General features: G+C 48.7%; 10 protein-coding genes. 4 read left to right on the top strand and 6 right to left on the bottom strand.

Annotation, left to right across the window (positions count from 1 at the left end):
- Positions 1-30: 30 nt before the first annotated feature.
- Positions 31-2,664, top strand: coding sequence for a glucosidase (locus M4J38_RS00540; protein WP_251757576.1), 2,634 nt, complete (start codon positions 31-33; stop codon positions 2,662-2,664).
- Between the two features lie 4 nt (positions 2,665-2,668).
- Here M4J38_RS00540 and M4J38_RS00535 read toward each other — a convergent pair whose 3' ends face one another.
- A complete protein-coding gene (locus M4J38_RS00535) occupies positions 2,669-3,139 on the bottom strand; it encodes a hypothetical protein (RefSeq protein ID WP_251757575.1) in 471 nt (156 codons plus the stop codon).
- Between the two features lie 416 nt (positions 3,140-3,555).
- Positions 3,556-6,153: an ATP-dependent chaperone ClpB gene (gene clpB, locus M4J38_RS00530; protein ID WP_251757574.1), complete on the bottom strand. Its 2,598-nt coding sequence runs from the start codon at positions 6,151-6,153 to the stop codon at positions 3,556-3,558.
- A 94-nt stretch (positions 6,154-6,247) separates the two neighbouring features.
- On the opposite strand from clpB, the gene M4J38_RS00525 reads away from it, so the two are divergent.
- Positions 6,248-7,282: a serine hydrolase gene (locus tag M4J38_RS00525; protein ID WP_251757573.1), complete on the top strand. Its 1,035-nt coding sequence runs from the start codon at positions 6,248-6,250 to the stop codon at positions 7,280-7,282.
- Between the two features lie 4 nt (positions 7,283-7,286).
- On the top strand, positions 7,287-8,237 hold the full coding sequence (gene queG, locus M4J38_RS00520; protein WP_251757572.1) for a tRNA epoxyqueuosine(34) reductase QueG: 951 nt from the start codon (positions 7,287-7,289) through the stop codon (positions 8,235-8,237).
- Here the strand turns inward: queG and M4J38_RS00515 are convergent.
- Together M4J38_RS00515 and M4J38_RS00510 are read right to left on the bottom strand one after the other, a co-directional pair.
- Entirely contained in the window at positions 8,223-9,752 is a 1,530-nt protein-coding gene (locus M4J38_RS00515) for a PorT family protein (RefSeq protein WP_251757571.1), read from the bottom strand. The genes queG and M4J38_RS00515 overlap by 15 nt on opposite strands.
- Positions 9,739-10,302, bottom strand: coding sequence for an RNA polymerase sigma factor (locus M4J38_RS00510; protein WP_251757570.1), 564 nt, complete (start codon positions 10,300-10,302; stop codon positions 9,739-9,741). Before M4J38_RS00510 ends, M4J38_RS00515 begins: the two co-directional genes overlap by 14 nt.
- Before the next feature lie 83 nt (positions 10,303-10,385).
- Here M4J38_RS00510 and M4J38_RS00505 point away from each other — a divergent pair, with 83 nt between their 5' ends.
- Positions 10,386-11,696, top strand: coding sequence for an adenosylmethionine--8-amino-7-oxononanoate transaminase (locus M4J38_RS00505; RefSeq protein ID WP_251757569.1), 1,311 nt, complete (start codon positions 10,386-10,388; stop codon positions 11,694-11,696).
- On the opposite strand, the gene M4J38_RS00500 is transcribed toward M4J38_RS00505, so the two are convergent.
- Positions 11,682-12,428: a DeoR/GlpR family DNA-binding transcription regulator gene (locus tag M4J38_RS00500; protein WP_251757568.1), complete on the bottom strand. Its 747-nt coding sequence runs from the start codon at positions 12,426-12,428 to the stop codon at positions 11,682-11,684. The two genes, M4J38_RS00505 and M4J38_RS00500, sit on opposite strands and share 15 nt — an antisense overlap.
- A gap of 61 nt (positions 12,429-12,489) precedes the next feature.
- A complete protein-coding gene (locus M4J38_RS00495; protein WP_251757567.1) occupies positions 12,490-12,990 on the bottom strand; it encodes a hypothetical protein in 501 nt (166 codons plus the stop codon).
- Positions 12,991-13,004 lie beyond the last annotated feature (14 nt).

The raw sequence follows: 13,004 nt of genomic DNA, 5'->3' as shown, positions 1-13,004 counted from the left end.
AGCTTGTAGCTGGAAATGAAGCTAGTTACCATGGATGATTTGGCGAATGCAGAAAAACAACGACTAAAGGAACATTACTCCAATGCGCGCAACTGGCTCCAATGGGGGCCCTACCTTTCTGAAAGGCAATGGAGTACCGTGCGGGAAGATTACAGTACCACGGGTGACGCGTGGGGGTTCTGTCACCACAGTATCGCCCACAAATACACCTACCGATGGGGAGAAGACGGATTGGGTGGTTTTAGTGATGACCAGCAACTGTTGTGCTTTGCACCCGCCATCTGGAACGGCAAAGATGCTGTTCTGAAAGAAAGGCTTTTTGGCCTTACCGGACCGGAGGGCAATCACGGGGAAGATGTAAAAGAATTGTATTATTACCTCGATAATACGCCTTCCCACTCCTACATGCGCTTCCTCTACAAATATCCACTGAAGCCATTCCCTTACGACCAGCTTTACCGGGAAAACAGCCACCGCGGTCGTCGCGATCCCGAAATAGAATTGCATGAACTGGGTGTATTTGATAAAGACGAATACATTGACATGGAGGTGGAATACGCCAAGTTCAACCCCGACAACATAGCCATCCGCATCAGGCTCACCAACCGCCACAACAGGAAAGCGAATGTTCACCTTATCCCCCAGGTTTGGTTCAGGAACACCTGGCAGGCAGATGCTTCCGCTGAAAAGCCTACCATCAAAGCCGTCTCAGACCAGATCGCCCAGTTGTACCATCCCGATTTGGGGCATTGGCGCTTCTACTCCCCTGTTGCCGGCAACCAGCTTTTTTGTGAGAACGAAACCGATCCCGCCACGCTGAATAAAGAACCAAGTCCAGGCTGCTGCTATAAAGACGGCATTCAGCGGTTCCTCATACAACAGGATACTACCGCCGTGAATGATGAGAAGAAGGGGACGAAAATGGGAATATGGTATCCCGTTACCATTCCCGGAAGAAGTTATAAGGAGTTTTACTTTCAACTTACGAAAGGAGAAATTTGCCGCACCCAGGACCAGTTCATCGCGCTTTTCAACCAACGGAAAAATGAAGCGGATGTTTTTTATGAAGGGCTTCAGCAATCCCTGAAATCCATCGACGATAAACGCATCCATCGCCAGGCACTGGCTGGCCTCCTCTGGAGCAAACAGTTCTACCATTACGATATCGCGCAATGGATGAACGGCCCCAAACCCGGTTCCGGAGAAATGTACCACCGGCACCCGAAAAGCAGGAACCACGACTGGCCGCATCTGTACAACGGCCATATTATTTCGATGCCCGACAAATGGGAATATCCCTGGTACGCGGCATGGGACCTCGCGTTTCACTGTATCCCGCTTGCAATGGTGGACGCGGCTTTCGCGAAAGAACAACTGCTGCTGCTTACCCGAGAATCGTACATGCACCCCAATGGACAGTTGCCCGCATACGAATGGAATTTCAGCGATGTAAATCCGCCGGTCCATGCCTGGGCGGCCATGCGCGTGTTTAAGTTGGAGTATGTATACAATGGTTCGCAGGACTATGTGTTCCTCGAAAAGATTTTCCATAAACTCTGCATGAATTTCAACTGGTGGGTGAACCGTAAAGACTCGCAGAATAAAAACATCTTTCAGGGCGGATTCCTTGGCCTTGATAATATCGGTTTATTCGACCGCAGCGCGGTGCTTTCCAGTGGCGGACAACTCCAACAAAGTGATGCCACCGGATGGATGGCCATGTACTGCCTGAACATGCTGCAGATATCGCTGGAACTGGGCAACCATAACCCGGTGTACTTCGATATGTCCATTAAATTCTTTGAACATTTCCTTTATATTGCCGATGCCATGGCGCATATCGGTGACCGGCAGAACCTCTGGGACCCGGAAGACAAATTCTATTACGACGCGCTCTTAATGCCCGATGGCAACCAGATCAAACTAAAGGTTCGATCTATGGTAGGCTTGATTCCACTTTTTGCGGTTGAAGTTTTTGAAGATAAATATTTTGAAAGATTCCCGGCCTTTGAGGAACGGGTGGAATGGCTGGTAAAACACAGGCCTGAACTCGGCAGACTGATCAGCGAGTGGAGAAAACAAGGTCGTGGCGGTAAACACCTCGTTTCCCTGGTGTGGGGCGACCAACTGAAGAGCATCCTCAAACGAATGCTGGATGAAAATGAATTCCTCTCTGAATTTGGGATTCGTGCCTTGTCCAGGATTTACGAAAAAGATCCCTATCGCTTGCAAGTGAATGGCGTTGATTACAGCGTACAATACACCCCTGCCGAAAGTGATTCCGACATGTTCGGGGGTAACAGCAACTGGCGCGGCCCGATCTGGTTCCCGGTGAATTTCCTGCTGATTGAAAGCCTGCAACGCTTTCACCTTTATTACGGAGATGACTTTACCGTAGAGTTCCCAACCGGTTCGGGTGAATACATGCACCTTGGGAAAGTGGCCGAACGTATCGCCAACCGCCTCATCAATATCTTCCGGAAAGACGATAAGGGGAAAAGACCGGTTTTCGGCGATGCGCAAAAATTCCAGCAGGACCCGCATTTCCGGGATTACATTCTTTTTTACGAATATTTCCACGGTGATAATGGCCGCGGTGCAGGAGCCAGTCACCAAACAGGATGGACAGCACTGGTGGCGCGGTTGCTGGAGCGGTTTTCGTGATGAATTAAAACATCTGACTTTCTTCAGTTGGCATTAAAGTACATGCTAGTGAAGTATTACATATTGTATCATCCGAACTCAAGAGGTATTCATTAACAGAAGAATACGCCCAATCTTCCATTGTATCAACCAATCCCGCCTCAACAGGATTGTTATGAATGTATTGAAACACATTCCATAAATATGTAGGATCATCAGCAAAGGCATCATTGTTATTCTCTTTTTCTAAAACACACTTCCTTCTTGTTCCCTGCTGGAAAAGATTACCTACAAATCCCTCCTTCCGATTGATTGCCTGGGCGTAAGCACTAAGAAGCTTCCCCAACATCCAGGATAATTTTTGAATCTCCATTGGATGCTTTATCATTTTTACAGATTCAGGAGATACATATATCAGGATATGAAAGTGATTGGGCATAAGACACCATGCAAGTATATCGCAAACAGGCGTTAACATCACTTTCATTTTCTGCATGAAAAACAAATAATTACTATGCGAATAAAATATCCGCCGTTTGTTATTTCCACGGTTGTATACGTGGTATATGTTGTTTACTTCAAATTTCATGTCACAAAGTTCCAGAGGAATTACTGCAAAGAAAACCGTGTTTTCCTCCTAACTGCACGTGTAAACAACGGTATTCCTCCCCAGAAAACAACGTCGGTGGCACCGGGTATCCATCCCCTAACCACCCTCTCCTCCCAACAAACTTCATCAACCCCTCACCAATCCTGACTTTCATAGAAAAGCAATACGAAAACAGTGTTTTAACTCACACATCTCGAAGAAAAACACTTCACCAGCGGAACCCAGCATACAGCAGACTACGTTTTAGCGCAAAAAAAGGTAGTCTTTCGACTACCCTTATTATTGATATCAGCCTTGCATACCTACTCATTCCGGAACACTACCACGTTATCAAACACATCTACCAATACCGGTTTCGTTTTATCCACTTCGCCTGCCAGGATCTTCTTGCTCAGCGTGTTCACGATTTCCTTCTGGATCAGTCGCTTCAAAGGACGCGCGCCGTATTGCGGATCGAATCCGTTTTCGGAAAGAAAATCCACCAGGTAATCGCTGAATGAAAGCTGGATACCACTTTGCGCCACGAGGTCCTGCAACTGGTTGAGCTGGATGCGTATCACGCCGCGGATCTGTTTCTTCAGTAACGGCTGGAACATAATGATCTCGTCCACACGGTTGAGGAACTCCGGACGGACAGTTTGCTTCAGCAGGCCCATCACGTCGTTCTTCGTTTTATCCACCACCTCTTCATGGTTCTCTTCCGTAATGTGTTCAAACGCTTCCTGGATGAGGTGACTACCCATGTTGGTGGTCATGATGATGATCGTGTTCCTGAAATTCACCACACGTCCTTTGTTGTCTGTTAAGCGACCATCATCCAGCACCTGTAGCAATACGTTCCATACATCGGGGTGCGCTTTTTCAATTTCGTCCAGCAATACCACACTGTAGGGTTTCCTGCGCACGGCTTCTGTGAGTTGCCCACCTTCATCGTAACCCACGTATCCCGGAGGTGCGCCCACGAGGCGGCTCACGGTATGTTTTTCCTGGTATTCACTCATGTCGATACGGGTCATCATCTGCTCATCGTCGAAGAGGTATTCCGCCAGGGCTTTGGCCAGTTCGGTTTTACCTACACCGGTTGTGCCGAGGAAGATGAATGAACCGATCGGTTTGCGCGGGTCCTGCAATCCGGCACGACTTCTCCTGATGGCATCCGCAACGGCGGTGATCGCTTCTTCCTGCCCAACCACTCTTTTATGCAGTTCTTCTTCCAGGTGAAGCAATTTCTCGCGCTCGCTCTGCATCATTTTGGAAACAGGAATTCCGGTTGCCTTGGCCACATTCTCCGCGATATCTTCCGCATCCACTTCTTCTTTCATCAGACGGGAATTTTCGCTGATCGCGGAAAGTTCTTTCGAGGTTTCTTCAATATCCTTTTCTTTCTCTTTTATCTTTCCGTATCGGATCTCGGCCACTTTTCCATAATCGCCTTCCCGTTCGGCTTTCTCCGCGGCAAGTTTCAGTTGCTCAATCTCCGCTTTTCCGTTCTGCACTTTCTCCACCAGTTCTTTTTCCTGTTGCCATTTGGCTTTCAGCGTATCCCGTTCAACGGAAAGGTTACCGATCTCTACGGCGAGTTCTTTCAGTTTATCTTCATCATTTTCCCGCTTGATGGCTTCTCTTTCAATCTCCAGTTGACGAATCTGCCTTTCCAGCTTATCCAATTCTTCTGGCATCGAATTCATTTCCAGGCGAAGTTTCGCGGCGCTTTCATCGATCAGGTCAATCGCCTTGTCGGGAAGAAAACGATCGGTAATGTACCGGTGTGAAAGTTCCACCGCGGCGATGATAGCTTCGTCTTTGATGCGCACATGGTGGTGCGTTTCATATTTGTCCTTGATGCCGCGCAGAATAGAGATGGCGTCTTCCACCCCGGGCTCTTCAATCATCACTTTCTGGAAACGGCGTTCCAGGGCTTTATCTTTCTCAAAATATTTCTGGTATTCGTTCAGGGTGGTGGCACCTATCGCCCTCAATTCACCCCGGGCAAGCGCAGGTTTCAGGATATTGGCAGCGTCCATAGCGCCATCTCCCCCACCTGCACCTACCAGGGTATGAATTTCATCAATGAAAAGAATGATCTCACCCTCACTGGTACTCACTTCCTTCACCACTCCTTTCAACCGCTCTTCAAACTCACCTTTATATTTAGCGCCCGCAATGAGTTGCCCCATATCCAGCGCGAAGATTATTTTCGATTTCAGGTTCTCCGGCACATCGCCATTCATGATACGCATGGCAAGTCCTTCCGCGATGGCAGTCTTACCCACACCGGGCTCACCTACCAGTATTGGATTATTCTTAGACCTGCGGGAAAGAATATGCAGTGTTCTGCGAATCTCTTCATCCCTGCCGATCACCGGGTCCAGCTTGCCCTGGCGCGCCATCTCGTTGAGGTTGCGCGCGTATTTGTTCAGGGCGTTGAATTGTGTGGTTTGGGTAGCGGACTGTACCGTATCTCCTTTTTTGAGGTCCTTGATGGCGGCAATAAGTCCTTTTTCCGTCAGGCCCGCATCTTTCAGCAATTTGGAGGTATTGTCGTTGCCTTGCACCAACGCGAGCAGGATGTGCTCCGGGCTCACGAATTCATCACCAAATGTTTTCAGCACGGTACCGGCACGTAATAACACATTGTTCGCGTCACGACTAATACTTTGTGCAGGATCAGTGCCGGAGGCCTTCGGTAATTTGTTGACGGCTTCTTCCAGTTTAGTGGCAACAAACGTGGTGTTCACGTTGTTCTTTTTCAATAAGTATTCTACAGGCGAATCCTCCTCTTTCAACAAAGCCAGCAACAAGTGGTCGGTTTCAATGTTCACATTGCCGTACCCGAATGCGAGTTGCTGCGCTTTCTGGAGTATTTCCTGTGCCTTGATGGTAAAATTGTTGAGGTTCATATTTTTTTGTTAAGTTGTTTTTCCAATGGCTCAAACCATTTTATAACTTTAACTTCATTTGCAATTTCCAATCCAAAGCAAAACAGGCGAATTTATGTCAGCAATCTTTCGTTCCATCTGCCGTTTATTCAGTACCACAGCGGTTTTCATGCTATTATTTCAGTTTGCGGAAGCGCAATCCGGTTTCGATGAAGCAGATGCCTTGCTGGAGAAGAATAAGAAAGCGTTGGGCAACAATGCCGTGCTGATGGTATGGAAAGAAGGAAAGGTGGTGCACCAGAAAGCGATCGGCGAATACACGGCTAAAACGCAGGTTCCTGTTGATGGTGCGGGAAGATGGATCAGCGCCACCGTTATTATGAAACTGGTAGAAGAAGGTAAGATTGAACTCGACGCACCCATTGTGCAGTATCTTCCCATATTCAGCAAATACCTTAAGAATTATATCACGGTGCGCCATTGTCTGAGCAACACAACCGGCACAGAAGGATCTTCAGGACTTGGATTGCTGAAAAAGAAAAAGTATGAAAACCTGGAAGCCGCCGTAAATGCTTTCGCGGCACGGGAAATTTTACAGAAACCCGGTGAAGCCTTCCATTACGGTGATATCGGGATAAGCATCGCTGCAAGGATAGCCGAAGTGGTCACCAAAAAAGGTTTCGACCGGCTGGTACAGGAAAAGATCACGCGGCCACTCAAAATGCGCGGCACCAACTTCAACAATGATACAGGTGGCGCCATTGATCCGGCGGAAGGGGCAAAGTCTTCACCTCAGGATTACATCAACTTCCTGTCGATGCTGATGAACGAAGGAAAGTTTGAAGACAAACAAATCCTCAGCAAGGAATCTGTTGATGAACTGCTGAAGTCACAACTCGGAGATGCGAAGATCGTGTATATTCCCGCGGCCATGCGCGATTTTGCTTATGGATTCGGCTGTTTCGTGCATGAACGCGACAACGCGGGCAATGGCACCATTGTAAGTTGCCCTTCCTTTACCGGCACCTGGCCCTGGATAAACCGTGAAAAAAAATATGCGTGCATACTCATCGCAAAGGGCGGTGGATTGATGGAGCAGAAACGTGACTTCTTCGAACAACTGCGGGCCGCGGTGGAAAGTAGTCTTTAGCAATATGCCGCTTGATTCAAATACCAGCCAGAACACCAAACTGGTAAAACAATACGCCAGGGAACAGGGTTTCAGCTATTGTGGGATCGCACGTGCCACCATGCTGGATGAAGATGCCCGCAGGCTGGAACAGTGGCTCCACAAAGGCTTCCATGGTACCATGCAGTACATGGAAAACCATTTCGATTTAAGGGTCGATCCAAGAAAACTTGTTCCGGGCGCAAAATCTGTGATCACCCTCTTAAAGAATTATTATCCTGAAAAGACGCAGGAGACCGATGGACCGAAAATTTCCCGCTACGCATATGGTACCGATTACCATGAAGTGATCAGGGCACAACTCAATCAATTACTGGATAGCATCCGTAAAAACATAGGTGAAGTACAGGGAAGAGGATTCGTGGATTCCGCGCCGGTGCTGGAAAGAAGCTGGGCGCTCCGCTCCGGGCTCGGTTGGATCGGAAAGAACGGCAACATCATCAGCAAACAAAGCGGGTCCTACTTTTTTATCGCCACGCTTATTACCGACCTTGAACTGGATTACGATGATCCTTATGCGAAGGACTATTGCGGCACCTGCACCAGGTGCATTGATGAATGTCCTACCGAAGCCATTCTCCCCGACAAAACGGTGGATGGCAGCAAATGTATTTCCTATTACACGATAGAATTGAAGGACCAGCTTATCCCGGGCAACGCGGGCAATTTCGACAACTGGATGTTCGGGTGCGATACCTGCCAGGAAGTATGTCCATGGAATAGATTTTCTACCCCACACCACGAACCGGCATTTGCACCCATACCGGAGATCGCAAAGTTCTCTACGGAAGCTTGGTTGGACCTTACTGAAGACGCTTTCAAAAAGATATTCAGGCACTCCCCTTTAAAAAGAAGTAAGCACGCGGGGATACAACGGAACCTCCAGTTCATCACCGCTTCCTCAACGCAAACCTAAGGCAACACGCAAACCGAGGTAGGTTAAATGCTCCCGCTGGAACATTTCTTTGTCACGATTCGGAGTAAGACTATACCTGAATACCGGTCCGGCGCTGAGGCTCTGCTTACCGCGTTCCAATAGTTTAACGGAAACCCCTGTTTGCAAGGCAACCTGTGTGCGGTTATAAAGACTGATGTCTTCGTAATAAATACCGTTTAATTTATCATAGTGGAGTCCGTCCGTTTTCATTAAGTATCCCACCGTTCCCCCGGCTGTAACGGACACGGGCATACGAGACCTGGAATTGAGGATGTAAGAACCTTCTACCGGGAACTCCAGGAAATGGTAATTGCTGGTATAGTTATATGCGGTACCGTTCTGGTAGTAGCTTCTGAGGGGAGCGTTCACGCCTGCCAGGTTTACCTGTCCGGCATAACTTACATAGTCGCCCACTTTGTATTCGGTATTTAGTTGTGTGTATTGCGCACCTGCTTTTACACCGAATTTGCCTTTCCATTCCCTTCCTCCGTATATGCCCGCGGTAAAGCTGAACGCGGCACCAGGTTCTGCGGCGGGACGTACGCCAACTGGCGCCATGGGGGCAACCAGCGTGGGCCGCATAATGGGCGCCAGTCCTACGCTTCCGGCGAATGTGTTGTCAGCAACTAAGTTCTTTTCAGCGGCTGCACCATTGTACACTGGCCAGGAAGCTCCGCCGGAGGCGGTAATGCCATAGGTCCACTTTGTTTGTTTTGAATAAGGAGTAGAAAAACAAACCAATTTCCCCTGAAGCATAGTTGTTAAGCCAGGCGGTGACGTAACTTCTTTGTCTAAAATCAATGGCGCTGAAACATTTCTTCGTGTAACAATCAACTCATCGGCATTAATTTTTGAGTGTTGCAATGAAGTTATTTCGGTTCCACTTTCTTCTGATATGCGCTGAACCTTGTTACCTGCATTTTCATCCACAGACTTATTGTAAACTATCGCACCATTGGGCAATTTGTTTTCGAGCAATTGTTGAAGGGAAGACGAGGTTTTCTCCCCATCTTTTTTCGTGGCAGCAAGCGCGTTACCGGTCAATTTTTCAGCATGAAGATGTTGCTTCTTTTTTCCGGCTGAAGCAATATCCTTTCTCGCTGAAATATGCTTATCCTCAGCACTAACGCCTGCTGCTGTGGTAGCATTGTTCTCCTCCGGAAGAACGGCCATATCATTTGTTGCAGCGGAAGCTTCATCCGTCACCTTCACTGCATTGCCTTTCTCCGTGCCAGTTTTTGGTTGAGTATGTTGCTCTCCGTGGGTTTCAGCGATACCGGCTTGCTGTCCGGCGCCATCTTCTTTCCCAATGAACCACCAGGCACCGAAACTCAGCGCCAGCATGGCTGCGGCGGCGGGTATCCAGAACATGATCCTTCTTCTCTTCCGGGAACGGATTTCCTGTTCTACTTTCAGCCAAACTTCATCGGAAGGTTTGAACTGAAGTTGCTCCAGCTGATGCCGCACCTGTTGCTCAAATTCATTTTCCTGCATACGAGCGGGGTTTAGATTCCATTGAATATTTTTCCAGCCATGTAATGAGCAACGCGCGTGCCCGGGAATATTGTGAACGTGAAGTTGTTTCACTGATGCCCAGCATCGCGCCGATCTCTACATGCGTAAATCCTTCCACGGCGTGGAGGTTGAACACTGTTTGATACCCCGTGGGCAGTTGCCGTACCAGTTCCGCCAGTTCCTTCGCGTGCAGTTTAACGGTGGGATGGTCGTACGAAACGGGGTGGAGGTTCAATTCCTCGTAGGAAAGATCGTATTGGTATTTCTTGCTTTTTTTCAGGTAATTGAGGGCGGTATTCACCATAATGCGGCGGATCCAGGCGCCGAGTTCGCCTTCCGATTTGTATTGCTCCAGGTGGCGGTACACTTTCACAAATCCTTCCTGCAATATGTCTTCCGCGTCGGTCATTGACTTGGTATAACGGTAACACACGCCCAGCATGGGTCCGGCAAAAGTTTCATACAACTGCCGCTGCGCCGCCGGGTTTCCCTGCAGGCATTCTTTAACCATTTTGGCGTGCTCGTTCATTATTTCTGCCGGTATTGACCGCAAAGGTATCCAAACCGTTGCAGCGGCAGTCCGTTTTTGTTGCATTCCCCTATTTTTGCCGGATGGAACACCTCCTGGAAGCCGATGCCCGGTTTGTATGGCACCCCTTTTCAAGGCAAAAGAGCAAAGCGCCCATTGTGCCCGTTGCCCGCGGAAAAGGCAGTCTGCTGTTCGATGAACAGGGTAACCCGTTCGTGGATGCCATCAGCAGTTGGTGGGTTACCATACACGGACACGCACACCCATATATTGCCGAAAGAATTTATAACCAGGCACTTACGTTGGAACAGGTGATTTTCGCCGGGTTCACGCACCGTCCTGCCGTTGAACTGGCCGCCCGACTCATTCCCCTTCTTCCAGGCAACTTCAGCAAGGTGTTCTATTCCGATAACGGCTCCACCGCTACGGAAGTGGCGCTGAAAATGGCCGTTCAGTATTGGTGGAATAAGTCAAGGGAACATGGCGTACCACCCCGTACCAGGATTCTCGCCTTCCGGAACAGCTATCATGGTGATACTTTCGGCGCCATGAGCGTGAGCGAAAGAAGTGTGTTTACGATGGCTTTCCACCCCCTGCTGCTGGAAGTGGATTTTATAGATACGCCCACGCCGGAAAATATCGGCGAATTACGCGCGTTCCTGGAAAAAGAAGGAGATGCAATAGCCGCTTTTATTTACGAACCGCTGGTACAGGGCGCAGGCGGCATCATGATGTATGAAGCAGGCCTGCTGAACCAATTACTCTCTCTCGCACACGAAAAGGAGATCATTTGTATCGCCGATGAAGTAATGACGGGGTTTGGCAGAACAGGCACTTTATTCGCCAGTGAACAGGTCGCTGAAAAACCCGATATCATCTGTCTTTCAAAAGGACTTACCGGCGGAACCATGGCCCTGGGCGCCACTGTTTGCTCGGAAAAGGTGTACAGTGCTTTTGTACACGACGATGCTTTGCGCACTTTCTTCCACGGGCATTCGTTTACTGCCAACCCGCTTGCCTGCACCGCGGCATTGGCGAGCCTGGAATTGTTTGAAAAAGAAAATACATTAAAGGCGGTAGAAAATATCGTTTTCGCTAACCGGAACTTCCTCCCTGAACTGGAATTGTTTGTGAAGAAAGGGCTGATCCGTTCTCCCAGGATCTGTGGAACGATTCTCGCTTTTGAACTCACCTCTTCCGCACCCGATGGTTACCTGAACCCCATTGGCCAGTACATTACAGAAGAAGCGATGTTACTCGGCGTTTACCTGAGGCCGTTAGGCAATACGATGTATATTATGCCGCCGTATTGTATCACGAAGGAAGAACTGCGGAAGGTTTACGACACCATGCTTTCACTGCTTAAAAAACTGGATGGATCACAACACGGTTAAACCCAGGTTGCGGTAAGGTTCCAGCAAAGCATCTTCGGGCGTGAGCTCCGTTACGAGCACATCTATCTGGTCGATGTCGGTTACTTTCAGCCGCTGGTAAGTATTTAGTTTTTCGGAGATGGAAAGGGAGATCACTTTTTCAGAAGAGCCGATCATGGCTTTCTTCACCTGCACCACTTCCCAGTCGTTATCCGTAAGACCATGCTGTATATCGAGGGCATTCGTTCCCAGGAAACACAGGTCAGCCCTGATTTCTTTGATCCTGGAAATGGCTTCTCCCCCAACGGTGATCTGTGAACTTTTGGAAATCTTATCACCGATCAGGATCACATCTATTGAAGGGTGTTGCATGTATTCCACGGCTGCCGGAATACTGCCTGTGATGAAAGTGGCCTGAAGACCCGGAGGCAGGCTCCTCGCCAGTTCTATAATGGTGGTGCCACCTGAGGTAAGCACGAACATGCCGTCCTGTATAAGTGATGCGGCCTTTCGGGCGATGGTGCGTTTATTGTCGAGCGAATACACCATGGTGGGCTGGAAAGAAATATGGAACGACTTGGAGAGGGCGCCGCCGTGCACTTTAATGATCCGGCCCTCTTCCGCCAGTTCATTCAGGTCGCGGCGGATGGTATCTTCTGAAACGTTCATTTCAACACTGAGGTCGGAAGAAAGCACTTTATTGTGCAGATCAACCTGGTGGAGGATATATGCCTGGCGTTCCTTTTTCAACATAACAATCGGCTTCTTAGGTAAATGATACAGTTAATTTCGGCAAATAAACGCATACTTCAGCCTATATTCCTTGCTTTTCGGCCTGTTTTTTCAGTTCCTGTAAAGATTCCTCCATTCCAGGCCCGAGTATTTTGTCGAAGAAAATACTCCCGAACTTTTCCCAGGGATACCATTTCACGGGCATATCGGCATACCATTGCACCGTACAATGCCCGTTGCTGCCATCTCCTATGATCTGCAGGTGGCTGTTGAAAACCTCGTCTTTGTTGCGTGCGGTTACAACTACACTGCTGTCGGAAGTGCTTTGAATGGAAAGGGAAGCTGCTTTGGATGCAAACCCGTCACCCGTTGTGGTCCACAGGGTATCTTCATTCGTTTTCAAGGGTAGGTACCAATGTTTCCAACCGGCAGGGTCCATCACCAGCCGACTAACTTCTTCCCTTGAAGTATAGATATCAATGGCCCGGGACACCCGCACATTGGACGGAAACAAAAGGGAGAGCAGGAACACCAGTAAACTGAGTACCACCAATCCGATCAGGCCTGCTTTTATCAAACGCATGTATACTTGTTTTG

The organism is Parasegetibacter sp. NRK P23, assembly GCF_023721715.1.
Classification (GTDB): Bacteria; Bacteroidota; Bacteroidia; order Chitinophagales; family Chitinophagaceae; genus Parasegetibacter.
This window is presented reverse-complemented; position numbering and strand designations above follow the sequence as displayed.